The following is a 24,463-nucleotide window of genomic DNA, read 5'->3' on the forward strand; positions in this document are numbered from 1 at the left end:
CGATGTCCGAAGACGACAGTAGCTACAGCTCAGAAACCCCCGAAAAACGCCGCAGCTGGCTCGAACGCCTGAGCGCGGCCTTCTCCGGCGAACCCCATACCCGCGACGAACTGGTCGCATTGCTGCGGACCGCCGAACAGGACGGTCTCATCGCCGCAGACACCTTGCGCATGATGGAAGGCGCGATCTCCGTCGCCGAGCTCACCGTGGGCGATGTGATGATTTCGCGCTCGCAGATGGTCTCCCTGCCGGTGGAAGCGCGCTTCATCGACCTGATGAAGCAGGTGGTCGAATCCGGCCATTCGCGCTTCCCGGTGCACGGCGAGAACAAGGACGAGGTGCTCGGCATCCTGCTGGCCAAGGACCTGTTGCGCGGCGTGGTCGCCGACAACGGGCCCGGCAACGTGCGCGAGCTGCTGCGCCCGGCGGTGCTGATCCCCGAGTCCAAGAAGCTCAACGTCCTGCTCAAGGAATTCCGCCTGTCGCGCAACCACATGGCGATCGTGGTGGACGAGTACGGCGGCGTCGCCGGCCTGGTCACCATCGAGGACGTGCTGGAGCAGATCGTCGGCCAGATCGACGACGAGCACGACGACGCCGAGGAAGAGAATTCGCTGATCGCCATCCAGGCCGATGGGCGTTACGTAGTCGACGCGCTGACGCCGATCGAGGACTTCAACGAGCGCTTCGGCGCCGAGTTCTCCGACGACGAATACGACACCGTCGGCGGCCTGGTCACCGATGCGATCGGACACCTGCCGGAAACCGGCGAGGAACTGACGCTGGGCCGGTTTGCGTTCCGCGTGGCCAAGGCCGACGCGCGCCGTGTGCACGCCTTCCACGTCACCATCCTGCCGCCCGACCCGCAGGACGACGCTTGAACCAGTTCATCCGCACGGCGCCGCAGCGCTGCGGCGCCCGGCGATGGCTCGCCTGCTGGGCGCTGCTGCTGACGATGTTGCTGGCAGCGCCGCTCGCACTGGCACAGGCTGTGCTGGGCGAGGCTGCCCCGGCCATTGCCCAAGCTGCCGCACCGCCGCCGCGCGTCGGCGTGGTGACCATGCAACCCGGCGAAGTGTTCTTCGAACGCTTCGGGCATGACGCCATCGTGGTGGTCGATCCACTCACCCAGCAGGCCACCTCGTACAACTTCGGCTTCTTCGACCCGAGCGAGCCGGACTTCGTGCCGCGTTTCGCACGCGGCGAAATGATGTATTACCTGGTGGCGCTGCCGCTGGAAGAAGACCTGTCGCAATACCGCAACGTCGGCCGTGGCGTCAGTGTGCAGTGGCTGGATCTGCCGGCCGAGCAGGCACGCGCGCTTGCCGATGGCCTGGCTGTCCGCAGCCGGCCGGAAAACGCCCGCTATCACTACGATTATTTCGAAGCCAACTGCGCCACGATGGTGCGCGATGCGCTCGATCGCGCCATGGGCGGCACGCTGAAATCGCAACTGGCCGGCCGCTCGCGCGGCAATACCTACCGCAGCGAAGCGGTGCGCCTGGCCTCCCCCGCCCCGTGGATGTGGCTGGGCTTCGACCTGGGGCTGGGGCCCTATGCCGATCGCCCCTTGTCGCGCTGGGAAGAAGCGTTCGTGCCGATGCGCTTGGCCGACAGCCTGACCCAGGTGCACAACAGCGCTGGCCGGCCGTTGGTGCAATCCACCCAGGTGCTGCTGCCGCATCGTGTCGCGCCCGAGCCTGCCGAACAGCAGCGACATTGGTGGCCGTGGTTGCTGGCCGGCGTACTGATGGCCGCCGGCGTGCTGGCGCTGCGTCGCCGGCAACGTCTGCTGGCCGGGCTGGCGCTGCCGTTCTGGCTGCTGTGCGCCATCGGTGGCGGCCTGCTGGTGTATCTGTGGGGATTCACCGCACATCAATCCGCGTGGGCCAACCGCAATCTCTTGCTGGTCAATCCACTGTGTCTGCTGCTGTGGTTTGGTGGCGTCCGGCTGCAGCTGGGCCATCGGCCGGGCCGTTGGTTCAATGTGCTGGCCTGGCTGGTGGCAGCCGGCGCGCTGCTGGCATTGGTGATCCACTGGCTGTCGTTCCAGGCCCAGGACAACCTGCAGTGGGTGATGCTGCTGTTGCCGATCCACGCCGCGCTCGCGATCGCCCTGCAGCCGCGCGACGTGTCGCTCTCTCGACGCTGACCTGACGATGCGCCCATGAACAACCACGGCCGCCATCCAGACAACCCGTCCTGCGTCATCACCTGCGCGTACTACGACGGCGACGGTGAGCGGCACGACATCAGCCTGGAGCAGATCAGCGACGTGCTGGAGCGCCCGGATGGCTTCGTCTGGGTCGGCCTGTACGAACCGCAGGAATCGGTGCTGCACAAGCTGCGGGACGAGTTCGGCCTGCATGACCTGGCGATCGAAGACGCGCTCAAGGCGCACCAGCGCCCCAAGGCCGAGAGTTACGGCAACTCGCTGTTCGTGGTGGTCAATACCGCCCAGCTGGTCAACGAGCGCATCCGTTATGGCGAAACGCATGCATTCCTGGGTAAACGGTTTCTACTGACGGTGCGCCATGGCGCATCGCTGTCGTATACGCCGGTGCGGCATCGGGTCGAGCGCGAGCCGGCCATGCTGCGCATGGGCGCCTCGTTCTGCCTGTATGGCGTGCTGGACTTCGTGGTCGATAACTACCTGCCGATCATGGACGAGTTCCGCGACACGCTGGAGCGCCTGGAAAAGGACATCTTTGCCGACGACTACAAGCGCGAGACGGTGGTGCGCCTGTATGAGCTCAAGCGCGAACTCAACAAGATGCGGCTGGTGGTGGCGCCGTTGCAGGACGTGCTCTCGCACCTCAAGCGCAACCCCGGCTCGCTGATCCACGCAGACGTGGGCATCTACCTGCGCGACGTGCTCGATCATGCGGTGCGCATCAACGACGCCATCGACACCCTGCGCGAAATGCTGGGGACCGCACTCAGCGTCAACCTGTCGATGGTGACGCTGGCACAGGGCGAGACGGTCAAGCGCCTGGGCGCCTGGGCCGCCCTGCTGGCCGCACCCACGCTGATCACCAGTTGGTACGGCATGAACTTCACCCACATGCCCGAACTCGACGAGCCCTACGCCTACCCCCTGCTGGTGGGCGGCATCGTGGCCTCCTGCCTGGTGCTGTATCGCCTGTTCAAGCGGGCGCGGTGGCTTTGAGGGCCGCGTAGCGGCTTGGGATTGGGGAGTTGGGATTGGGGATTCGCTAGAGCGGGTTTGCTGCTTGCTGATCCAGCTTGAGCGATGGTTGTGTTTCGATCGCTGTCGCGTTGATCGTTTCACCCAGACTGTTCAATGTCTGCTGGTGCCCCTCATCCGCCCTTCGGGCACCTTCTCCCGGCGGGAGAAGGAAACGCCCTGGCTTTTGCGAATCCCGAATCCCCAATCCCGGCCCTCAAGCTATATAGATCGTCTTGATGTTCATGAACTCGTGGATGCCGTGATCGGCCAGCTCGCGGCCGAAGCCTGAGCGTTTGATGCCACCGAACGGGAGCCGCACATCGCTCTTGACCACCGAGTTGACGAAGGCGGCGCCGCAGTGCAGCTGCTGGGCGACGCGTTCGCCACGCTTGGCGTCCGCCGTCCAAACGCTGCCGCCCAGGCCGAAGGTGGTGTCGTTGGCCACGCGCACCGCGTCTGCTTCGTCGGCCACTCGAATGATCGAGGCCACCGGGCCGAAGAATTCCTCCGCGTACGCCGGCATGCCGGGGGCGACCTGGTCGAGGATCGTGGCCGGGTAGCCTGCATGCGAACCCGATACCGGCTCGCCGCCCAGCAATACCTTGGCACCCTTCTCCACGCTGGCCTGCACCTGCTTGTGCAATTCCTCGCGCAGGTCGGCGCGTGCCATCGGTGCGAGCGTCGTGCCTTCCTGCTGCGGGTCGCCCACCACGCGCTTGGACGCAGCGGCGACGAAACGCTCGATGAACGGGTCGGCGATGGCATCGACCACGATGAAGCGCTTGGCTGCGATGCAGGTCTGCCCGCTGTTGTCGAAGCGCGACTGCACCGCCGATTCCACCGTGTGCTCCAAGTCCGCATCGTCCAGCACGATGAAGGCATCGCTGCCGCCCAGTTCCATCACGCACTTCTTTAGCTGGTCGCCAGCGTTGGCAGCGAGCGAGCGCCCGGCGCGTTCGCTGCCGGTCAAGGTCACCGCAGCAATCCGATCGTCGCGCAGGACATCGGCGGCCTGGTCGTTGTCGATGTGCAATACATCGAACACGCCTGGCGGAATACCGGCCGCGTCCAGCACCTGCTTCATGGCGTCTGCGCAGCGCGGCACGTTGCTGGCGTGCTTGAGCAGCGACACGTTGCCGGCCATCAGGCCGGGCGCCAGGAACCGGAATGCCTGCCACAACGGAAAATTCCAGGGCATTACCGCAAACACGCAGCCCAGCGGCTCATAGCGCACATAGCTGGACTGCGCCTCGGTTGAAATCTCGTGCGGCGCCAGGTACTCGGCCGCATGATCGGCGTAATACGCGCAGGCCTGCGCGCACTTGTCGACTTCGGCCAACGCCTCGTGGCGCAGCTTGCCCATTTCGGCGGTCATGATGCGTTGCAGGTCATCACGTCGCTTGGTCAGTTCTTCGCCGACGCGTCGTAGCAACGCGCCGCGCTCGGCCAGCGGCAACGCGGCCCAGGCCGGAAATGCCTTGGCCGATGCGGCCAGGCGCGCTTCGATGCCGGCAGCGTCCAGGGTGTGCTGGGTGTGCTCGACCTGGCCGTTGGCCGGATTGACGGTGTCGTAGGACATGGCGTTCTCCAGTAGCAAGGCCGCCATGCTAGTGGCCGGAAAGTTGTAGCCGCGTCACAGCCGGCTCGAATCCGTGCAACGCTGTGTTTTCCGCTACCGCGACGCACTGCCGCACCTCCATCGTGCAACGCGCACCTGCAGCGGCGCCATGCGCGTCTACGCCCATCTGGCGGCCGGGTGCCAGAGGGCATTCGCCGCATTAACGCAACGCACGCTCAGGCAATCGCTTGCTGTGTCAGCTGCTGATCGCGCAGGCGGCGTTTTTCGCTGCGCGCCAGCAGCCACCAGCCGACCACCGCGGCAATCGAGACTGCCAGCACCATCAGCGTGGCCAGTGCGTTGATCTTGGGGCTGATGCCCAGCCGCACCGACGAGAACACCTTGATCGGCAGCGTGGTGGAACTGGGCCCGGCCAGGAAGCTGGCGATCACCACATCGTCCAGCGACAGCGTAAAGGCCAGCAGCCAGCCGGAGGCCAGGGCCGGAGCGATGATCGGCAAGGTGATCAGGAAGAACACCTTCAGTGGCGTCGCGCCCAGATCCATCGCGGCTTCTTCCAGCGAGCGGTCCAGCTCCTGCAGGCGCGAAGAAATCACCACCGTCACGAACGATACGGTGAAGGTGACATGCGCCACCCAGATCGCCACCGCGCCGCGTGGCGCGATACCGAGCACCCCGCCCATCGAGACCAGCAGCAACAGGATCGACAGCCCGATGATCACTTCCGGCATCACCAGTGGCGCGGTGATCAAGGCACCGAACACGGTCTTGCCTGGGAATCTGCGCATGCGCACCATCGCCATGGCCGCCATGGTGCCGAGCACGGTCGATGCGCAGGCGGTCCAGAACGCCACCTCCAGGCTGACCCAGGCCGCGTCCAGCAGTTGCCGGTCGCGCAGCAATTGGCCATACCAGCGAGTGGAAAAGCCGCCCCACACCGTAGCCAGGCGCGAGGCGTTGAACGAATACACCATCAGCAACAGGATCGGCAGATACAGAAAACCGAACCCCAGCGCGAGGATGCCCCCCCCCAGTACCCGCCCACCGCGCGAGGCGCGCATCATGTCAGCCGCCCTTCCAGCTCGCGCTGCTGGTAACGGTGGAAGATCACGATCGGCACCAGCAACACCAGCAACATGACCGTGGCCACTGCTGCAGCCACCGGCCAGTCGCGATTATTGAAGAATTCGCCCCACAACACGCGGCCGATCATCAAGGTATTCGGGCCGCCGAGCATTTCAGGAATGACGAACTCGCCCACCGCCGGAATCATCACCAGCATGCAGCCGGCCACGATGCCGTTGCGCGACAGCGGCAAGGTGATGCGCACAAACGCCTGCCACGGACGCGCGCCCAGGTCGTAGGCCGCTTCCAGCAGGCGCTGGTCGTGCTTGACCAGATTGGCGTACAGCGGCAAGACCATGAAAGGCAGATAGCAATAGACGATGCCGATATAGGCGGCGATCGGCGTATACAGCAACTGCAGCGGCTGCCGGATCACGCCGATCGCCAGCAACGCCTGATTGAGCAGGCCATTGCCATCGAGGATGCCGATCCAGGCATAGACACGGATCAGGAACGAGGTCCACGACGGCAGCACCACCAGCATCATCGCCACGTTGCGCGTGGCCAGCGGCAGGCGCGCGATCACATACGCCATCGGATAACCGATCAACAACGTCAGTGCGGTGGAAATCGCCGCGATCTTGATCGAACTCAGGTACGCGGCCACGTACTGGCTGTCGCGCAACAGCACCAGATAATTGCCCAGTTGCAGCTTGACGCTCACCGCGCCATCGGCCGCATACGCGAACAGCGGCGTATACGGCGGCATCGCGGTGGCGCGCTCGGCAAACGAGATCTTCAACACGATCAGGAACGGGATCGCGAAGAACACCAGCAACCAGAGATACGGCGCGGCGATCACGCCCCAGCGCGCACCCGGCACCCCGCGGCGGAACAGGCGCGTCATGCGGTGAGCACCACGCCGTCGTCCTCGCCCCAGCCTACCCACACGGCATCGCCCCAGGTCAGCGCTTCGCTGGCCCAGCGCTGGCGATTGGCGAAGTCGGCCATCAGCTTGACCCCGCTGGGCAGGCGCACGTGATACACCGAATGGCTGCCGAAATAGGCGATGTCCTCGATCACACCCTGCGCCTTGTTGCAGGCCTGCGCCGGCTCGTCCTTGCCGATGGCGAGCTTTTCCGGGCGCAGCGCAAACGCCACCGCCTGCCCTTCGAAGCCGGTGATGCCATGGCCGATACGGATCGGGGCGTCAAAGGCAGGCGTCTTCAAGGCGACGTAGTCCGGCTGGTCCTCGGCAATGACCGCATCGACCAGATTCACCGAACCGATGAATTCAGCGGCGAAGCGATTGGCCGGTTGTTCGTAGATTTCGTCCGGCGTGCCGACCTGCTGGATCCAGCCCTGGTCCATCAGCGCGATGCGCGTGGCCATGGTCATCGCCTCTTCCTGATCGTGGGTGACCATCACGCAGGTGACGCCGGAGGTCTCGATGATGTTGACCAGTTCCAGCTGCATCTGCGAGCGCAGCTTCTTGTCCAGCGCGCCCATCGGCTCATCCAGCAACAGCAGCTTGGGCCGCTTGGCCAACGAGCGCGCCAGCGCCACCCGTTGCTGCTGGCCCCCGGACAACTGATGCGGCTTGCGCCGGGCCAGCGCGCCCAGCTGCACCAGCTCCAGCATTTCGCCGACACGGGTGGTGACCGCCGCCTTCGACAGCCCTTCCTGCTTCAGCCCGAAGCCGATGTTCTGTTCCACGCTCATATGCGGAAACAGCGCATACGCCTGGAACATCATGTTGATCGGGCGCTCGTACGGCGGCAGCGCGTCGATGGGCTGACCATCCAGGGTGATGCGCCCCTTGGTAGGCCGCTCGAAACCGGCCAGACAGCGCAGCAAGGTGGATTTGCCGCTGCCCGACCCGCCCAACAGCGCGAAGATTTCGCCCTTGCGGATCTGCAGGCTGACATCGTCCACCGCAACGAAGCCGTCGAACTCCTTGCGCACCGCGTCGATGGACAGATAACCGGCATCGGCAGGGCTGGAAGCTGGCGACATGGCCTCGGGCAGTGACATGAATTCTCTCGATGGCGGCAGGCGCAGGCGCCATGCACGGCGTCTGCGCACCATCATGACAAAAGCCAGATTGGCCTGCAGGCTACCCGGCCGGTCGCGGCGCGAAGCAACGCATTGCCTATCCGCTCAACGAGCGGCCGCCAACGCCTCAGCGCCGTTCCTGCGGCGCCTCGCTCCAGCCCAGCCCCAGGCTCTTCTGCAAGGCCACGTAATTCACCAGCAGCTGCACCTGCGCCTGTGCGGCGGCGTCCTGCGCGGAGAGCTGCTGGCGTTGTACATCCAGCAGGTCGATCGACGAGGTGGCGCCGGCATCGCGGCGTTGCTGCATCAGCCCGGCCGAGCGCGTGGCCGAGGCTTCGGCCTGGCGCGCCACCACCAGCTGCTTGCGCGCCGAGCCGAAATGCGACAGCGCTGCATTGGCATCCTGCAAGGCACCCAGTACCGCCGCCTCGTAGGCGGCCTCGCGACCGGCGTTGCCGGCGCGCGCCTGATCCACTTGCGCACGGGTCTTACCGAAATCGAAGATCGACCAGCGCAGCATCGGCACCGCCAGGGTGGTCGACGCATCGGAATTGAAATCGCTGGGTGACCCGGCCACCCAGCTCAGCCCGCCCAGCAAGGTCACCTGCGGGAAATAGCCGTTCAGCGCCTCGCCGATCTGTGCGCTGGAGGCAGCCAGCTCGCGCTCGGCCTTGCGCACGTCCGGGCGACGGCGGATCAGCGCGCCGGCATCGTCCACGCGCACCTGGGTGGGCAACATCGGCAACGGCTGGGCCGTGCTCAACTGGGCGTCCAGCGCGCCGGGCTCGCGCCCGACCATCAGCGCCAGCTGGTCCTGCGCTTCCTGTGCCTGCATTTCCAGCGGCAGGCGTTGCGCCTGCTGCTGCTGCACCTGGGTGGCGATCTGTTCGACCTGCAGGTCCGACGCGGTACCCTGGCGACGGCGCTGCTGCACCAGCTGCAGAGACTGGCGGATCTTGGCCAGATTGGCATCGGCGATCGCCAGCCGCGCCTGCAACCCACGGTAGTTGAGGTACACCTGCCCGACTTCGGCAGCCAGCTGCACCTGTGCGTCGGCCAGTTCGGCCTCGGACGCCTGTGCCTGGGCCAGTGCGCCTTCGGCGGCACGCCGCCGACGGCCGAAGAAATCCAGCTCCCAGCTGGCGTCGAAGCCGGCGCTGTAGATCTGGGTCTTTTCCAGATCCAGCGCCTGGCTGCCTTGCGTGGGCGGCTGCCCCTGCTGGCCGTTCTGCAGGCCGCCCAGGGTGTCCACGATGGTCTGCGGCGGCTCGGCATACGCGTACACCGCACTGGCATTGAGCTTGGGCAGACGCTCGGCGCGGCGCTGGCGGGCCAGGGCGCGGTTGGCGCGCAGGCGTGCCTGCGCGGCGCGCAGATTGGGGCTGTCGGCCAGCGCCTGGGTCACCAGTTGGGTCAGGGTCGGGTCGTGCAGCTCCTCCCACCAGTGATTCAACGGTGCGGCGGCCACCACGTCCGCGCTGCTGGCGCGATGCAGCGCCGGGGCCTGCATGGCCGCATCGGCCACCGGTGGGGCCTTGGTGTAATCGGGGCCGAGCATGCAGCCACCGAGCACGACGGCGCTCAACGCCGCGGCCAGCGGCATGCGGAGCAGGCGCATGGAATCAATGCATCGCAAGGTGCGTCCCCTTGGGTAACGGCTTGAGCAAAAAGGCCAGCGGGATCGTGCACACCACGATCATGCCGAAGATCCAGAACAGGTCGCTGTAGGTCATCACCAGCGCCTGCTGTTGCACCACCCGCGCGAACTGCGCCATCGAGCGAATCGCCGCCTCGCCCCCCGCGCTGCCCTGCATCTGCGCGCTCAGGCCGGCCAGCGCCTCCTGCGCACGCGGGGCGTTGGCGGTGATCGAGCTGCCGATGGTTTCGGTGTGGAAGGTCATGCGCCGCTCCTGGAAGGTGGAGATCAGCGCCAGGCCGACCGAACCGCCCAGGTTGCGGCCGGCATTGAACAGGCCAGAGGCATCGCCGGCCAGTTCCGGCGGCACCGAAGAAATGGCCGCCTGGTTGAGCGACATCATCGCCAGCGCCAGCCCGCAGCCCTGCAGCAGCTGCCCGGCGACGAAATGCATGCCCACCGTATCGGCGGTCAGCGACAGGTTGACGAAGCAGGCGGCGGCAAAGCACAGCAGGCCGGCGATCACCAGGATGCGCACGTCCACCACTTCGAGCAGCTTGGGCATCATCGGCATCAGCAGCACGGTGGGCAGCCCGGACAGCAGCAGCACATAGCCGGCCTGCTCGGTGTTGTAGCCGGAGATGACCGCCAGGAACTGCGGAATCATGTACATCACGCCGAACAGGATCATGCCCACCGCCATGACCATGATGAATACCGCACCGAAGCTGCGGTGCAGCAGCAGCGACAGGTCGATCACCGGCGCACGTTTGCGGAACTGACCAACGATCAATGCAATGAAGCCGCTCAGGGCGATCAGGCTCAGCGTATTGATCTCGCTGGATTCGAACCAGCGCTCGCGCTGGCCTTCTTCCAGCACCACGGTAAGCCCGCCCAGCCCGGCGGTGAGGCCGTAGATGCCCAGCCAGTCGGCATCGAGCAGGCCGGCCCAGTTGCCCTTCTCATGCTCCAGCCCCAGCAGCAGCAGCGCCACCAGGCCCATGCAGATCGGCACGTTGATGAAGAAGGCGTAGTGCCAGCTGACGTTTTCGGTGAGCCAGCCGCCCAGCAGCGGGCCGATCACCGGCCCCATGATCACGGTCATGCCGAACAGCGCGGTGCCCATGGTCTGCTGGCTGGGCGGCAGCCGGGTGGCCACGATGGTCAGCGCGGTGGGAATCAACGCGCCACCAGCCAGGCCCTGGCCGACGCGGCCGATGATCATCATCGGCAACGAGGTCGACAGGCCGCACACCACCGAGAAGGCGGTGAACATCACCGCGCAGATCAGCAGGAAGTTGCGCAGGCCCAGCGTGCGCACGAACCAGCCGGTGAGCGGGATCATGATGATCTCCGCCACCAGATAGGCGGTGGAGATCCAGGTGCCTTCGGTGCCGCTGGCGCCCACCTCGCCCTGGATGGTGGGCAGCGCGGCGTTGACGATGGAGATGTCCAGCGTGGCCATGAACGAGCCGATGGTGCCGGCCAGCACCGCCAGCCACGCGCCCGGGCCGGCCTTCTCGCGGCCTGCGCTGCCGCCGGCGCTCTGGCCGGTGGCGGCCGCTGCGCTCATCGCGCGCGCTCCTGCTCCTGCACGCGGTCGGATTCTTCTTCGGCGCGTTGCTTGGCGTCCTTGGCCGAGCGGGTATCCACGGTCACTTCCACCGACATACCCGGCACCAGCACCTTGCGCGCCTCCTCGCCGGCCAGCACGCGGATGCGCACCGGCACGCGCTGCACCACCTTGGTGAAGTTGCCGGTGGCGTTTTCCGGCGGCAATAGCGCGAACTGCGAGCCGGTACCCGGCGACAGGCTCTCGACCTTGCCATGCAGTTTCACGCCCGACAGCGCGTCCACCTCGATCTCGGCCGGCTGGCCGGGGCGCATCAGGCCGACCTGGGTTTCCTTGAAATTGGCGACCAGGTACAGCGATTCCTGCGGCACGATGGTCATGGTGCGAGTGCCGGCGGCGAGAAACTGCCCTTCCTGCACGGTCTTGTCGCCGACCCGGCCGTGGATACGGCTGGTCAGGCGGGTGTCTTCCACCGCCACACGTGCCTGGTCGGCATCGGCGGTGGCCTGCTTCAGGCCGGCCTGGGCCTGTTCCAGCTGCGCCTTGCTGGCCTGGATCTGGCTTTGCGCCCCGGTGGCCTGCGCCTGTGCGGCGTCGTACTGGGCGCGGGCGCGGGCCAGTTCGTGCTGCAGGCTTTCCTGGTGCTCATGGGTGTCGGCGCCGGAGGCCGCCAGCGGCGCAAAGCGCTTCACTTCGGCCCGGGCGAAGGTGAGGCTGGCCGCGGCCGAGGTCACCTGGGTCCGCGCCTGCACCAGCGCCGCTTCCTGTCCGGCCACATTGGCAGTGGCGGCCACGATGTCGGCCTGGCGTGCGGCAATGGCTGCCTCGGCCTGCTGCAGGGTGGCCTGATAGGTGCGGTCATCGATCTGCAGCAGCGGCTGGCCGGCGTCCACGATCTGGTTGTCGCCCACCAGCACCTTGGTCACATAGCCGCTGACACGCGGCGCCACCGCCACCGAATCAGCCTGCAGATAGGCGTTATTGGTGTCCTGCATGTAGCGGCCCTTGATCAGGTGATAGGCCAGCCAGACCACCAACAGCACCAGCACCAGCACGCCCACCAGGATCAGGGTCCACTTGACCTTGGGATTCTTCAGCGGCGACGGCTTGGGCGGTTGCTGGGCCTCATCGCCCTGGGCATCGGCGGACGAATCGCGGCCATCATTGGACGGGTGGTCTTGGTTGCTCAAAGGAAGGCGTCCTATGTGTCGTGGGCGAGGCGCGCGACGGCGTGCCGCCATGGCGGCGCCAGCAAGCGCGGCGAAACCATACAATTATTTAAACCCGTCAGTACAGATTGTGTGACGAGCCTGGTCAGCCGCCGCTGGGCTTGCGCAGGCCTAGGCCCTGCGTGGTTGGTCACGCATCGCGTCAACCGGGCACGCGACCACGGAACGGCGCCGTACCAGCCGCTCGCAGCTGCAACCAGGTCTGCAGTGTTGGCGACCACCATGGATTCTTATGGGAACGCGGCCGCCTGCGCCGCGTCGGTGGGTGGTGCTTAGACCGGCCCGCAATCCGTTGCGGGCGGTGGTCAGACGGCCGTGGACGGCGCGCAGGAATCCGGAGTGCGGCTTCCAAGCTCCGGCCTTGCCCGTTCGGAGGCCGCACAGGCGTGCGCAGCAGTCAGCGGCCGGTCTTGATCTCGGTCCACAGCCGCGTGTACAGGCGGTCCACCTCCGGCGGATTGATCGCGTAGGTAAACATCCTGGCGGTCACTTCCGGCGGCGGATAGATGGTGGGATCGTTGCGGATCGCCGCATCCACCAACGGCGTGGCGGTGCGCACCGGGTTGGCGTAGTGGATGAAGTTGGTGTTGGCCGCGGCCACCTCGGGCTTCAACAGGTAGTTGATGAAGGCATAGGCGTTTTCCGGATGCTTGGCGTCCTTGGGAATGGCCAGCATGTCGAACCATTGCGGCGCGCCTTCCTTCGGGATCGCATAGGCCACCTTGATGGTGTTGCCGGCTTCCACCGCACGATCGCGCGCCTGGATGATGTCGCCCGACCAGCCCACCGCCAGGCAGGTATTGCCGTTGGCCAGCGAGGTCACGTACTGGCTGGAATGGAAATTCTGCACGTACGGGCGGATGGCCTTGATCAGCGCGGCAGCCTTTTCGATCTCGGCCGGCAGCGTGCTGTGCGGGTCCAGGCCCAGGTAGTTCAGGGCGATCGGAATCATGTCCGAGGGCGTGTCCAGGATGGTCACGCCGCAGTCCTTGAGCTTGGACAGGTTCTCCGGCTTGAACACCAGATCCCAGCTGTTGGCGACCTCGGTGCTGCCGAAGATCGCCTTGAGCTTGTCGACGTTGTAGCCGATGCCGGTGGTGCCGATCATGTACGGCACGCCATAGGCATTGCCGGGGTCCTGCGCGGCGATGCGGCGTATCACGTCCGGATCCAGATTGGCCAGGTTGGGGATCTTGCTCTTGTCCAGCGGCAGGAACACGCCGGCCTGGATCTGCCGGCCGAAGAAGTTCAGCGTGGGCACCACCACGTCGTAATCGCTGCCGCCGGCCAGCAACTTGGTTTCCACCATCTCGTCGCTGTCGAACACGTCGTAGGTAACCTTGATGCCGGTGCTCTTTTCGAATGCCGGAATGGTGTCCTCGGCGATGTAGTCGGAATAGTTGTAGACGTTGAGCACCTTGGCCTGCGCGTCGGATTTCCCCGGCGCGCCACCGCCGCCACAGCCGGACAACAGGGTGATGGACAGCGTCAGGGCGAGCAGTCGCAGCGTCATGTGGGTCTCCAGCGCGATGGGGGCGGCCCGGCGCGGGGCCGGTCTGCCGCCAGACTACCCACCGTGCCCAGATTAGCCCAGCGGGGCCGGCCGGGAGGAGCGCTGACCACGCGCCGGACGGCGGGGAGCATGCTGGCCACCCACAGGCGCGTTCGCAGCGACCGATGCCATGCCGCCGATCGGCAGGCCGGACCCTGCACGGGCGCAGGGTGCTCCTGCCGCAGGTGCTGCTGCCGCGCCGGCGATGCGTCGCTGTCGCTTACCTGCCCAGCGCGTGCGCGGTGTCGTCCAGCGCGCCCCAGGCCTTGTCGAACAGCTCGTCCACCTGGGCGCGGGTGATGATCAGCGGCGGCGACAGCAGCATCGCGTCGTAGGTGGCGCGCAGGATCAGCCCGCGTTGCAGCGCGAAATCACGGCAGAGCGCGCCGACCCGCCCGCGCCCGGGAAAGTAGGTTCCGCGCCGACGTTTGTCCGGCACCAATTCCAGCGCACCAACCAGCCCGGCGATGCGCGCCTCACCCACCAACCGGTGCTCGCCCAGCTCGGCCCAGCGCTGCGCCAGGTACGGCGCGATCTGCATGCGAGCAGTGTCCACGATGCCCTCGCCCTGCAGCAGGCGCAGATTCTCCAGCGCCACCGCCGCGCACACCGGGTGCCCGGCATAGGTACCGCCATGTGCCAGCTCGCCGCCCTGCCGCTTGAGCACCCCGGCCACGCGATCGCTGAACATCGCCGCCGCCAGCGGGATATAGCCGGAGGTGATGCCCTTGGCCAGCGTCATCACATCCGGCCGAAACCCGAAATACTCGGCTCCGAACCACGGCCCGGTGCGACCGAATCCGCAGATCACTTCATCGGCCACCAGCAACACGTCGTAGTGCCGGCAGATGCGCTCGATCTCCGGCCAGTAGCTGCGCGGCGGGATATAGACACCGATCGCGCCCATGATGGGCTCACCGATGAAGGCAGCCACGTTGTCTGGCCCCAGTTCGAGAATCTTCGCTTCCAGCCGGCGCGCCGCCAGCAGGCCGTAGTCCTGCGGATCCATGTCGCCGCCATCGCCGAAGTGATACGGCGGTGCGATATGCACGATGCCCGGGATCGGCAAGCCTCCTTGCCTGTGCATGCGCCGCATCCCGCCCAGACTGGCGCCAGCCATGGTGGTGCCGTGGTAGCCATCGTGGCGACCGATGAAGACCTGCTTCTGCGGCTGCCCCTGCACCGCCCAGAAATGCCGCACCAGGCGCAGGATGGTGTCGTTGGCCTCCGACCCGGAGTTGGCGAAGAACGCATGGTTCAGATCGCCCGGCGTGAGTTCCGCCAGCTTGGCGGCCAATTGGATGGTGGGCTCGGTGGTGCACTGGAAGAAGCTGTTGTAGTACGCCAGCTGCTCCATCTGCCGTGCCGCGGCCCGGGCCAGCTCGCTGCGCCCGTAACCCACATTGACGCACCACAACCCGCCAAACGCATCCAGCAACTTGTTGCCGTCGGCATCCCACACATACACACCCTCGCCGCGCGTCAGGATCCGGGTGCCCTTGTGCGCCAACGCCGCATTGTCGTTGAACGGATGCAGATGATGCGCGGCATCGAGTTGCTGCAACGACTTGAGCACAGAAGAATCCACGACCTGCTCCACGCCTCAGGAACCAAGAGCATACCCAGGCCCTGTTGCCGGACCGTGGACGGCTGTGCAGATCGCTCCGCCACTCCCCTGCACGCCCGACAGGCAGGTGGGCCGCGAAAACTTTCCCTGCCACCGACGTCGCCCTCATCCGCCCTTCGGGCACCTTCTCCCCCATAAAGGGGGACAATGTCCCAATGGGAGAAGGAAACGTCTGGCGACGTAGCCAGCCTGCACATTTCGACCGCACTTTCGGCCTCCTGCCCAGCACCGCCTGGCCTGCGCATGACATCGCCGCACTTTCGAGCGACGCCCATTGCAGCGCTTGCCTTGCCTTGCCTTGCTTTGCCTTGCTTACGCTTTCCGGGGCCCCATACCGCAGCGGCAAGGCCGGCAGATACAACCCGCAGGGCGGCGCGCATGGATGCGCGACGTTTTTGTAAGGGACAGGGATGTCCCTTACAAAAATTTCTGCCGGACTTGCGCACCCGGAGCGCCGCAGGCGCGCAGGGCGCGAGGACGGGGTGTGCTTTCTTTTGGTTACTTTGGTCAGCCTTCGGCTGCCGTAGAGCGCTTCTTTGCACAAGCAAAGAAAAGTGACTCGCGCCCGCAAGGGCGTGAAAGCTCTGCTTTGGGCTCAACTATCCAGAACAATTCCACAGATCGTGAAAGCTCTGCTTTAAATTTGAGCCATCAGAAACGCGCAAGCACGCAAATCACGCCACGCTTCAACACCACCCAGCACCGTACCCTCATCCGCCCTTCGGGCACCTTCTCCCCCATAAAGGAGGACAATGTCCCGGACGGAGAGGGGAAATCCCCGGCACGGGCCTCGATCGCGCAGCTCACACGTTCAACAACAGGAACTCACGCTCCCACGAACTGATCACCCGGAAAAACGTCTCATATTCTTTCCGCTTCACCGAGATGTAGGCCCGCACAAACCGCGCACCCAACATCTCCTGCAATGCCTCGCATCCCTCCAACCCATCCAGCGCCTCCCCCAACGAGCGCGGCAGGTCGTAGCCCTGCTCCTTGCCATTGCTGCTGATCGGCGCGGTAGGTTCGAGCTTTTCGCGAATGCCCAATAAGCCGCAGGCCAAGGTCGCCGCCATCGCCAGATACGGGTTGGCGTCGGAACCGGCAAAGCGGCTTTCCACCCGCATGTTCTGCGGCGCATCGATCGGCACCCGCAGCCCGCAGGTACGGTTGTCGAACCCCCACAGCACATTGCTTGGCGACACCTCGCCGAACATCAGCCGCCGGTACGAATTGACGTTGGGTGCCAGCAGCCCCATCGCCATCGGAATGTATTTCTGCAGCCCGCCCAGATAATGCGCGAAGGTGTCGCTGAACCCGCCTTCGCGCTTGCCACTGAACACGTTCTTGCCGGTTCCTGCGTGCAACAGGCTCTGGTGGATATGCATCGCACTACCCGGCTCGGTCTCCATTGGTTTTGCCAGAAAGGTGGCATACACGCCGTGGCGCAGCGCGGCCTCGCGCATGGTGCGCTTGAACAGGAACACCTGGTCGGCGCGCGACAAGGCATCGGCATGGGTGAAATTGACTTCCAGCTGCGCAGCGCCCGATTCGTGGATCAAGGTGTCCACGTCCAGCTCCATCGCGTCGCAGTAGTCGTACATCAGGTCCAGGATCGGGTCGAACTCGTTGACCGCATCGATGGAGTACGACTGTCGGGCGGTTTCCGGCCGGCCCGAACGCCCGGCAGGTGGCAGCAGCGGAAAATCCGGGTCGGTGTTCTTCTGCACCAGGAAGAATTCCAGCTCCGGCGCCACCACCGGCTGCAGCTTGACCTGCGCATAGGCATCGAGCACGCGACGCAATACGTTGCGCGGCGCCAGTTCGTGCGGCTGGCCATCCTTGGTATAGCAATCGTGGATGACCTGTGCGGTGGGGTCGGCGGCCCACGGCACCATGCGCACGGTGGAGGCATCCGGGCGCAGATGCATGTCCGAATCCGATGGCGAGGTCAGCGCGTAGTAGTCGTCGGGAAAGTCGCCGGTGACGGTGGTGGCGAAGATGCCTTCCGGCAGCCGCGTGCCGTAGTCGTGCGAGAACTTGTCGGCCGGAATGATCTTGCCGCGCGCGTTGCCGGTGATGTCCGGCACCAGGCATTCCACCTCGGTGATGTGGCGGTCCTTGAGCCAGCGGCGCAAGGCGCTCTCCGGCTGTTTGGGCGTGGCGATGCGCGAACGTTGACGAAGCGACATACAACCTCACTGGCCGCGCTGGGCGGCATAACGGCGACAGGCCTCGCCGAAGGCCTCAAAGATGGCACGGTAGAACGGTTGCTGTGTGACACGCCATTCCGGATGCCACTGCACCGCCAGCAGGAACCCCGGCCCGGGGCCGCGAAACGCTTCGATCAGGCCGTCCGGAGCGGTGGCTTCGACCAGTAACCCGTCGGCAAGCGTGGCGATGCCCTGCCCGTGCAGCGAATTGGCCATGACCTCGCCGGCGCCACTCATGCCGGCCAGCCAGCCGCCGGACTGCAGCCGCACCGGATGGGTGGGGCCGTATTGCACCTCCAGCGCAGCGCTGCGGTCTTCGCGGTGATCGCGCAGGCCGGGCACGTCATGCACGCGCTGGTGCAGGCGCCCGCCCAGCGCCACGTTCACCTCCTGCAGGCCGCGGCAGATCGCCAGCACCGGCAGGCCGCGCGCCAGCGCCTGTGGAATCATCCCCAGGTTGGTGGCATCGCGCGCCGCATCGTGCGGGTTGCCCTCCCAACTGGATGCGTCGCTGTAGTGATGCGGCTCGATATTGCTGACCGCCCCGGTGAGCAACAGGCCATCCAGGCGCTCCAGCCACACGGCGGCATCGAGCGTGGGCTGCAGGCTGGGCAGCAGCACCGGCATGGCCCCGGCCGCTTCCACCACCGCGCGCACGTATTCTTCGCCGGCCGCCAGGAACGGATGCGGCCCCTGCGCGATGCGATCGGTCGGCAACCCGACCAGCGGTACGACAGCCATGCAGACATCCCGGTGCGGTGCGTTGATCAGCAGGTGCATCCGAACTTACCGCGCCACCGCCGCCATTGCCACCGCCACCACCTCGCGCGCCTGCGACGGCTCACGCGCGCTTTGCTAGGCTGGCGGCGACTTTGCAGGTGGTGCCCATGGCTTCCGAGAACCCCGTCGCGTCCCTGCCCGCCGCCGACGCCGCCACGCTGGCGCGCATCCCCGGCTGTGCCTCGGTGGACCTATTGTTGCCCGACACCAACGGCGTGCTGCGCGGCAAGCGCATCACCGCCGACACCCTGGGCAAGGTGTACCGCGATGGCGTGTGCCTGCCGATGTCGCTGATCGCCACCGATATCACCGGCAATACCGTGGAAGAAACCGGGCTGGGGTATGCGATCGGTGATGCCGACCGCATCTGCCGGCCGATCGCCGGTTCGCTGCGACCGGTGCCGTGGGCACCGCAACCGATGGCGCAGCTGCTGTTGGCGATGCACACCCCCGAGGGCCAGCTGTTCGAGGTGGCGCCGCGCGCGGTGCTGCAGCGCGTGCTGGCCGGCTTCGCCGCGCGGGGCTTGACCCCGGTGATTGCGGTGGAACTGGAGTTCTACCTGTTCGATGCGGTGCCCGATGCGCAGGGCCGCCCGCAGACCCCGCGCGACCCGGTCACCGGCGCCCGCAGCGCCAGCACCCAGGTGTATGCGTTACAGGACCTGGACGACCAGCGTGACTTCACCGACGCGGTCACCGCTGCGTGCCGCCAGCAAGGCATTCCCGCCGACACCGCGGTGGCCGAGTACGCGCCGGGCCAGTTCGAGATCAACCTGCAGCATCGCGCCGATGCGGTAGCGGCCTGCGATGAGGCGATCCTGCTCAAGCGCACCATTAAGGCCATTGCGCAGCAGCAAGGCACGCTCGCCAGCTTCATGGCCAAGCCCTTCCCCGATCAGGCCGGCAGCGGCCTGCATCTGCATGTGAGCCTTCTGCATGAGGAAGGCAACAACGTGCTGGCCGGCGGCGCCGACGCGCCGGCCGCCGCGCTGCGGCACGCCATTGCCGGACTGCAGCGGCATGCCGACGCCTGCCTGCTGCTGTTCGCCCCGCATGCCAACAGCTACCGCCGCTTCGTCAGCAACGCGTTCGTGCCGCTGGATGCCAGCTGGGGCTTCAATAACCGCACGGTGGCGCTGCGCATTCCGCATAGCGATGCGCGCAACACCCGTATCGAACACCGCATTGCTGGCGCCGATGCCAATCCGTACCTGGTGGCCGCCGCGGTGCTGGCGGCCATGCTGGACGGCTTGCAACAGCCCGGCGAGCCCACTGCTCCGATCGTGGGCAATGCCTATGCGCACTCGGTGTTCCGGCCGCGCGCCTGGCAGGGCGCGGTGGATGCGTTCCTGGGCAGCGATTTCATCGACGCCCAGTTCGGCAGGCAATTCCGGCAGGTGTTCGGCCAGCAGAAGCAGCGTGAGCTGTTCGACTACCAGGCGCTGGTGCCGGACCTGGACTACGCCCGGTACCTGCGCACCGTGTGATGGGCAGCCCGGCTGCAACCACCAGTGAAACACCGGGCAGCGGGTATCCGGACAGCTGGTATGCGCGCAGCGCGCCGGCGCTGCCCGCCCAGCCGCGCCTGCAGGGCGCGCTGCAGGCCGATGTCTGCATCCTCGGCGCCGGCTATACCGGCCTGACGGCCGCGCTGACGCTGGCCGAAGCCGGCTATCGGGTGGTCGTGCTGGAGGCCAGGCGCATCGGTTGGGGCGCGTCCGGACGCAACGGCGGCCAGGCCATCGTCGGCTACGGCTGCGAGCAGGACACGCTGGAAGCGCTGGTCGGCGATGCGGATGCGCGCCTGCTGTTCGATTTTTCGCGCGACGGCATGCAGCTGCTGCGCCAGCGCATCCAGCGCCACGCCATCGCCTGCGACTGGCGCGACGGGCATGCGCATGTGCCATTGAAGCCGCGCCAGGTACGCGCCCTGCAGCACGGCATCGTGCGCATGGCCGAGCGCTACGGCTACCCGCTGGAATGGTGGGATCGCGTCCGCACCCGACAGGTGCTGGACAGCCCGCTGTACCTGGGCGCGATGTTCGATGCGGCCAGCGGCCATCTGCATCCGCTGGCCTACGCCTTTGGCCTGGCGCGCGCCGCGCTGGCCGCCGGGGTGCGCATCTTCGAAGACTCGGTGGTGACCCGGCAGGACGGTGGTGCATCGGTCACGATGCACACCGCCGAGGGCAGCGTTAGCGCAGACTTCGGGGTGATTGCCGGCAACGCCTTGCTGCACGGCATCGCCCCGCCGCTGGAGCAGCGCATCATGCCGGTGGGCACCTATGTCGGCGCGACGCCGCCCCTGGGCGCGGCGCGTGCACGCGCGCTGATCGGCAACGGCATGGCGGTGGCCGATACCAATTGGGCGCTGGACTATTACCGGCTCAGCGCCGATCACCGGCTGCTGTTCGGCGGGCGCGCCAGCTATTCGTCGCGTCCGCCGCCGGGCCTGCAGCGCCTGATGACCCGGCGCATGCACACCGTCTTCCCGCAGCTGCGCGACGTGCCGCTGGAGACCGTGTGGGGCGGCTACGTGGACATCACCCGCAACCGCGCCCCGCACTGGGGCCGGCTCGCGCCGAACCTGTATTTCGCGCAAGGCTTCTCCGGCCACGGCGTCGCGGCGACCGGCCTGGCCGGCCAGGTCATCGCCGAGGCCATCGCCGGCCAGAGCCGGCGCCTGGACGTGTTCTCCCGCATTCCGCACCGGCCGTTCCCGGGCGGACAACGGCTGCGCACCCCGTTGCTGGTGGCCGCCATGAGCTGGTACCGGCTGCGCGACGCCCTGTGGTGAACGCCACCGCCGGCACCGCGCACAGGCTGCGACGCAGCGCTCAAGTTTTGGCGGGCAGAGCCGTTAGCTGATCTGACGGTTCGATCCACACGGCCAGCCGATGTCTCCAGGTACCCTACATCGCAATAGTGAAAGTGCAGTTCTGCCGCAACGCGTGTTGCTGGTGGAGAACTCACGCACGTTCACCAGCATGCTGCGCGAAGCCATCGAGCAACGCGTGGAACTGCCGGTCACGGTCGTCTCGACCCTGGCCGAAGCGGCGCGCGTGCTCGACGAAGAAGATGGCTGGTTCCTGGTCCTGACCGGCTTGGTATTGGTCGACGGCGACCGCGACAAGGTGGTGGAGTTCTTCCTGTCGCGCAACCTGCCCACCGTGGTGGTCAGCGGCGTGTACGACGAGGACCTGCGCCAGCGCGTGCTGCAGCAGCAGATCATCGACTACGTGCTCAAGAACGCACCGGGCAGCATCGAATATCTGGCCTGGCTGGTGCAGCGCCTGGAGCGCAACCGCCGCATCGGCGCACTGGTCGTGGACGACTCGCTGTCTGCCCGCACCTACGCGGCAGCGTTGTTGTCGATGTACGGCTACCGCGTGGTGCTGGCTGCCGACGGCGCAGCCGGCCTGGAAGCGATCGAGCGCGATCCCGGTATCCGCCTGACCATTGTCGACCAGGAAATGCCCGGCATGGAAGGGGTGGAATTCACCCGCCGGCTGCGTGCGATCCGCTCGCGCGACAAGGTGGCGGTGATCGGCATCTCCGGCAACAGCGATTCGTCGCTGATCCCGCGCTTCCTCAAGAACGGTGCCAACGACTTCCTGCGCAAGCCCTTCTCGCGCGAGGAATTCTTCTGCCGTGTCTCGCAGAACGTGGACCAGCTGGAACTGATCGGCACGCTGCAGGACCTGGCCACGCGCGACTTCCTCACTGGCTTGCCGAACCGGCGCTATTTCCTGGAACAGAGCCAGCGGGTGATCCCCAAGCTGCTGTCGCAGGACCAGACGGTCACCGCAGCGATGCTGGATATCGACCACTTCAAGCACATCAACGACACCTGGGGCCACGAAGCCGGCGACCAGGCGCTGCGCGCGGTGGCCGCCTCGGTGTCCGGGCATGCGCGTCCGCAGGATCTAGTGGCGCGCTTCGGCGGCGAGGAATTCTGCCTGCTGGTACCCGGGCTCGATGCAGCCAACGCCACCAGTTACTTCGAGACCCTGCGCGAACGCATCAGCGCATTGCGCGTGCGTATCGGCGACGAAACGCTGAGCATGACGGTGAGCATTGGCGTGTGCATTGCCAGCGAGAGCGGGCAATCGCTGCATCACCTGCTCGGCGAGGCCGACAAGTACCTGTACCTGGCCAAGGCCGGCGGCCGCAACCAGGTCCGCCTGGCGAGCTGATCGACGTCGCAACGTCACTGCGCATTCAAGCGCACCTCAGATCAGCTCCAGCCAGCCACAGCGATCGTCCTGTAGGAGCGCACCCGGGCGCGAATGGGCGTTATCGGTACCGCCCCGTCGCGCCCGGGTGCGCTCCTACGGATCTGCAGATTCACGCCCACGCAACGCCCTTTCTACGACGCGATCTGTGCGCCACCATCAGCGCGATCAGGCTCAGCACCGCGGCACTTCCAAGGTAATAGCCCACCGCGCGTACGCCATAGCGTTCTGCCAACTGGGTGGCCACATACGGTGCCGGTGCCGCGCCCAGGATGCTGGCCAGGTTGAACGACAAGGATGCGCCGGTGTAACGCACCTCGGTGGGATACAGCTGCGCCAGCAGCGTGCCGCAGGGGCCGTAGGTCAGGCCCATGAAGAAAAATCCCAGCGACAGGAAGCCCAGCACCTGCAGCGGATGATTGGCCTGGAACAACGGCGCGAACGCCAGCCCGAACGCGATGATGGCGATGCTGGCCAGCATCATCGCCAGCGGCGCGCCATGGCGGTCGCCGAACTTTGCCGACAACGGGATCCCCAGCGCGAAAAACACGATGCCGGCCACCTGCAGCAGCAGGAACTGCTCCTTGTCGTAGCCCAGGGTCTTGGTGCCATAGCCCAGCGCAAAGACGGTCATCAGATAAAACAGAACGAAGGTGGCGAACGCACCCAGGGTGCCCACGATCAACGCCGGCCAATGCTGCGAGATCACGGTGCCCAGCGGCAGGCGTACGCGCGTCTTGCGGTCCAGGGTCTTCTGGAAATCCGGGGTTTCGGTGATGCTCAGGCGCACCCACAGGCCGGTGAGCACCAGCAGCGCGCTGGCCAGGAACGGCACCCGCCACCCCCACGCCAGGAAGTCGGCATCGTCCAGCAACGCCCCCATGCCCAAGAACGTACCAGTGGACAGCAGAAAGCCCAGCGGCGCGCCCAGCTGCGGAAACATGCCGTACCAGACCCGCTTGCCGGGCGGCGCGTTTTCGGTGGCCAGCAGCACCGCCCCGCCCCACTCGCCGCCCAGGCCCAGACCCTGGCCGAAGCGACACACCGCCAGCAGCGCCGGCGCCAGCACGCCGATCTGCGCATAACCGGGCAACAGGCCGATCGCCACCGTGGACAGGCCCATCGTCAACAACGCCGCCACCAGCGTGGCCTTGCGGCCAATGCGGTCGCCGAAGTGGCCAAACACCGCCGAGCCCACCGGCCGCGCGATGAAGGCCACCGCAAACGTGGCCAGCGATTGCAGCATCGCCGCATTGCCGTTGCCGGCCGGGAAGAACAACGTCGGGAACACCAGCACCGCCGCAGTGGCGTAGATATAGAAATCGAAGAACTCGATGGTGGTGCCGATCAGGCTGGCAAACAGCACACGCGCAGGCGAATTGGAGGGCGTGACAAGCGGCGCTGCGGCAGTCATCGGCGATCGGCATCCGGGAACAAGACGGCCGATTCTGGCAGATCGCGGCAGCGCTTTGCGCAGGCGGACCGGTTGGTAAAAAGTTACAGGCGTGACCGACAGTGCTGTGGGCAGGCCGTCCTCGCCGATTGCCGGACCGTTGACGGCATCAATGCCGCCATCGAGCCCCCAGGAATGGGTTCACGACGTGTCCCGCAACCGGTGAGGGCACCGCGCGCGAGCCCAACGACGCTTTCGGCTCTAACCCGTGACCCTCGTCGTTCCTGGATGCGGTACCAACCAAATCCAAAACACCGCCAGCTCTTCATCAAAACGAAA

General features: G+C 66.3%; 18 protein-coding genes. 6 read left to right on the forward strand and 12 right to left on the reverse strand.

Going from position 1 to position 24,463, the window contains the following annotated elements; genetic code table 11:
• Nucleotides 1-2: 2 nt before the first annotated feature.
• The 3 genes from XCSCFBP4642_RS0113080 to XCSCFBP4642_RS0113090 are packed head-to-tail and all read left to right on the forward strand — an operon-like array spanning nucleotide 3 to nucleotide 3,169.
• The gene (locus tag XCSCFBP4642_RS0113080) at nucleotides 3-881 is read left to right on the forward strand and encodes a CorC family transporter (RefSeq protein ID WP_029220184.1); all 879 of its coding nucleotides are present in this window, start codon (nucleotides 3-5) and stop codon (nucleotides 879-881) included.
• Nucleotides 878-2,152 (forward strand): lipoprotein N-acyltransferase Lnb domain-containing protein, encoded by a 1,275-nt coding sequence (locus tag XCSCFBP4642_RS0113085; RefSeq protein WP_029220185.1) that lies wholly within the window; start codon nucleotides 878-880, stop codon nucleotides 2,150-2,152. Before XCSCFBP4642_RS0113080 ends, XCSCFBP4642_RS0113085 begins: the two co-directional genes overlap by 4 nt.
• 15 nt (nucleotides 2,153-2,167) lie before the next feature.
• Entirely contained in the window at nucleotides 2,168-3,169 is a 1,002-nt protein-coding gene (locus XCSCFBP4642_RS0113090) for a magnesium and cobalt transport protein CorA (RefSeq protein ID WP_029220186.1), read from the forward strand.
• 235 nt (nucleotides 3,170-3,404) lie between these two features.
• Here XCSCFBP4642_RS0113090 and XCSCFBP4642_RS0113095 read toward each other — a convergent pair whose 3' ends face one another.
• The 11 genes from XCSCFBP4642_RS0113095 to XCSCFBP4642_RS0113145 form a co-directional block, all read right to left on the reverse strand.
• Nucleotides 3,405-4,769 carry an NAD-dependent succinate-semialdehyde dehydrogenase gene (locus tag XCSCFBP4642_RS0113095; protein WP_033899217.1) on the reverse strand — a complete coding sequence of 455 codons (1,365 nt, stop codon included), beginning with the start codon at nucleotides 4,767-4,769 and terminating at the stop codon, nucleotides 3,405-3,407.
• Nucleotides 4,770-4,984: 215 nt separating this feature from the next.
• Nucleotides 4,985-5,833, reverse strand: coding sequence for an ABC transporter permease subunit (locus XCSCFBP4642_RS0113100; protein ID WP_029220188.1), 849 nt, complete (start codon nucleotides 5,831-5,833; stop codon nucleotides 4,985-4,987).
• The gene (locus XCSCFBP4642_RS0113105) at nucleotides 5,830-6,741 is read right to left on the reverse strand and encodes an ABC transporter permease subunit (protein WP_029220189.1); all 912 of its coding nucleotides are present in this window, start codon (nucleotides 6,739-6,741) and stop codon (nucleotides 5,830-5,832) included. The genes XCSCFBP4642_RS0113100 and XCSCFBP4642_RS0113105 overlap by 4 nt, the downstream gene beginning before the upstream one ends.
• On the reverse strand, nucleotides 6,738-7,868 hold the full coding sequence (locus XCSCFBP4642_RS0113110) for an ABC transporter ATP-binding protein (RefSeq protein ID WP_029220190.1): 1,131 nt from the start codon (nucleotides 7,866-7,868) through the stop codon (nucleotides 6,738-6,740). Before XCSCFBP4642_RS0113110 ends, XCSCFBP4642_RS0113105 begins: the two co-directional genes overlap by 4 nt.
• 148 nt (nucleotides 7,869-8,016) lie before the next feature.
• Nucleotides 8,017-9,507 (reverse strand): efflux transporter outer membrane subunit, encoded by a 1,491-nt coding sequence (locus XCSCFBP4642_RS0113115; protein WP_029220191.1) that lies wholly within the window; start codon nucleotides 9,505-9,507, stop codon nucleotides 8,017-8,019.
• Between the two features lie 4 nt (nucleotides 9,508-9,511).
• Nucleotides 9,512-11,098 carry an MDR family MFS transporter gene (locus XCSCFBP4642_RS0113120; protein ID WP_029220192.1) on the reverse strand — a complete coding sequence of 529 codons (1,587 nt, stop codon included), beginning with the start codon at nucleotides 11,096-11,098 and terminating at the stop codon, nucleotides 9,512-9,514.
• Entirely contained in the window at nucleotides 11,095-12,288 is a 1,194-nt protein-coding gene (locus XCSCFBP4642_RS0113125) for an HlyD family secretion protein (protein WP_029220193.1), read from the reverse strand. Before XCSCFBP4642_RS0113125 ends, XCSCFBP4642_RS0113120 begins: the two co-directional genes overlap by 4 nt.
• Nucleotides 12,289-12,724: 436 nt before the next feature.
• Nucleotides 12,725-13,840 (reverse strand): polyamine ABC transporter substrate-binding protein, encoded by a 1,116-nt coding sequence (locus XCSCFBP4642_RS0113130; protein ID WP_029220194.1) that lies wholly within the window; start codon nucleotides 13,838-13,840, stop codon nucleotides 12,725-12,727.
• A 259-nt stretch (nucleotides 13,841-14,099) separates the two neighbouring features.
• A complete protein-coding gene (locus XCSCFBP4642_RS0113135; protein WP_029220195.1) occupies nucleotides 14,100-15,467 on the reverse strand; it encodes an aspartate aminotransferase family protein in 1,368 nt (455 codons plus the stop codon).
• Between the two features lie 842 nt (nucleotides 15,468-16,309).
• Nucleotides 16,310-17,695 (reverse strand): glutamine synthetase family protein, encoded by a 1,386-nt coding sequence (locus XCSCFBP4642_RS0113140; RefSeq protein ID WP_029220196.1) that lies wholly within the window; start codon nucleotides 17,693-17,695, stop codon nucleotides 16,310-16,312.
• Nucleotides 17,696-17,701: 6 nt separating this feature from the next.
• Nucleotides 17,702-18,457, reverse strand: coding sequence for a gamma-glutamyl-gamma-aminobutyrate hydrolase family protein (locus XCSCFBP4642_RS0113145; protein WP_029220197.1), 756 nt, complete (start codon nucleotides 18,455-18,457; stop codon nucleotides 17,702-17,704).
• Nucleotides 18,458-18,603: 146 nt separating this feature from the next.
• Here XCSCFBP4642_RS0113145 and XCSCFBP4642_RS0113150 point away from each other — a divergent pair, with 146 nt between their 5' ends.
• The 3 genes from XCSCFBP4642_RS0113150 to XCSCFBP4642_RS0113160 all read left to right on the forward strand — a co-directional run bounded on the left by XCSCFBP4642_RS0113150 (nucleotide 18,604) and on the right by XCSCFBP4642_RS0113160 (nucleotide 22,692).
• Nucleotides 18,604-19,983, forward strand: coding sequence for a glutamine synthetase family protein (locus XCSCFBP4642_RS0113150; RefSeq protein WP_029220198.1), 1,380 nt, complete (start codon nucleotides 18,604-18,606; stop codon nucleotides 19,981-19,983).
• On the forward strand, nucleotides 19,983-21,293 hold the full coding sequence (locus tag XCSCFBP4642_RS0113155; RefSeq protein ID WP_029220199.1) for an NAD(P)/FAD-dependent oxidoreductase: 1,311 nt from the start codon (nucleotides 19,983-19,985) through the stop codon (nucleotides 21,291-21,293). Before XCSCFBP4642_RS0113150 ends, XCSCFBP4642_RS0113155 begins: the two co-directional genes overlap by 1 nt.
• 100 nt (nucleotides 21,294-21,393) lie before the next feature.
• Nucleotides 21,394-22,692 (forward strand): diguanylate cyclase, encoded by a 1,299-nt coding sequence (locus tag XCSCFBP4642_RS0113160; protein WP_029220200.1) that lies wholly within the window; start codon nucleotides 21,394-21,396, stop codon nucleotides 22,690-22,692.
• A 151-nt stretch (nucleotides 22,693-22,843) separates the two neighbouring features.
• On the opposite strand, the gene XCSCFBP4642_RS0113165 is transcribed toward XCSCFBP4642_RS0113160, so the two are convergent.
• Entirely contained in the window at nucleotides 22,844-24,145 is a 1,302-nt protein-coding gene (locus XCSCFBP4642_RS0113165) for an MFS transporter (protein WP_029220201.1), read from the reverse strand.
• Between the last annotated feature and the right edge of the window lie 318 nt (nucleotides 24,146-24,463).

It is taken from the genome of Xanthomonas cassavae CFBP 4642 (genome assembly GCF_000454545.1).
GTDB lineage: Bacteria > Pseudomonadota > Gammaproteobacteria > Xanthomonadales > Xanthomonadaceae > Xanthomonas > Xanthomonas cassavae.

What these genes read in the sequence shown, in the direction of transcription:
- XCSCFBP4642_RS0113080 (WP_029220184.1), top strand. Translation starts at nt 3, where the DNA reads ATGTCCGAAGACGACAGTAGCTACAGCTCAGAAACCCCCGAAAAACGC.
- XCSCFBP4642_RS0113090 (WP_029220186.1), top strand. Translation starts at nt 2,168, where the DNA reads ATGAACAACCACGGCCGCCATCCAGACAACCCGTCCTGCGTCATCACC.
- XCSCFBP4642_RS0113095 (WP_033899217.1), bottom strand. Translation starts at nt 4,769, where the DNA reads ATGTCCTACGACACCGTCAATCCGGCCAACGGCCAGGTCGAGCACACC.
- XCSCFBP4642_RS0113100 (WP_029220188.1), bottom strand. Translation starts at nt 5,833, where the DNA reads ATGATGCGCGCCTCGCGCGGTGGGCGGGTACTGGGGGGGGGCATCCTC.
- XCSCFBP4642_RS0113105 (WP_029220189.1), bottom strand. Translation starts at nt 6,741, where the DNA reads ATGACGCGCCTGTTCCGCCGCGGGGTGCCGGGTGCGCGCTGGGGCGTG.
- XCSCFBP4642_RS0113110 (WP_029220190.1), bottom strand. Translation starts at nt 7,868, where the DNA reads ATGTCACTGCCCGAGGCCATGTCGCCAGCTTCCAGCCCTGCCGATGCC.
- XCSCFBP4642_RS0113115 (WP_029220191.1), bottom strand. Translation starts at nt 9,507, where the DNA reads ATGCGCCTGCTCCGCATGCCGCTGGCCGCGGCGTTGAGCGCCGTCGTG.
- XCSCFBP4642_RS0113120 (WP_029220192.1), bottom strand. Translation starts at nt 11,098, where the DNA reads ATGAGCGCAGCGGCCGCCACCGGCCAGAGCGCCGGCGGCAGCGCAGGC.
- XCSCFBP4642_RS0113130 (WP_029220194.1), bottom strand. Translation starts at nt 13,840, where the DNA reads ATGACGCTGCGACTGCTCGCCCTGACGCTGTCCATCACCCTGTTGTCC.
- XCSCFBP4642_RS0113140 (WP_029220196.1), bottom strand. Translation starts at nt 17,695, where the DNA reads ATGTCGCTTCGTCAACGTTCGCGCATCGCCACGCCCAAACAGCCGGAG.
- XCSCFBP4642_RS0113145 (WP_029220197.1), bottom strand. Translation starts at nt 18,457, where the DNA reads ATGGCTGTCGTACCGCTGGTCGGGTTGCCGACCGATCGCATCGCGCAG.
- XCSCFBP4642_RS0113150 (WP_029220198.1), top strand. Translation starts at nt 18,604, where the DNA reads ATGGCTTCCGAGAACCCCGTCGCGTCCCTGCCCGCCGCCGACGCCGCC.
- XCSCFBP4642_RS0113155 (WP_029220199.1), top strand. Translation starts at nt 19,983, where the DNA reads ATGGGCAGCCCGGCTGCAACCACCAGTGAAACACCGGGCAGCGGGTAT.
- XCSCFBP4642_RS0113160 (WP_029220200.1), top strand. Translation starts at nt 21,394, where the DNA reads ATGTCTCCAGGTACCCTACATCGCAATAGTGAAAGTGCAGTTCTGCCG.
- XCSCFBP4642_RS0113165 (WP_029220201.1), bottom strand. Translation starts at nt 24,145, where the DNA reads ATGACTGCCGCAGCGCCGCTTGTCACGCCCTCCAATTCGCCTGCGCGT.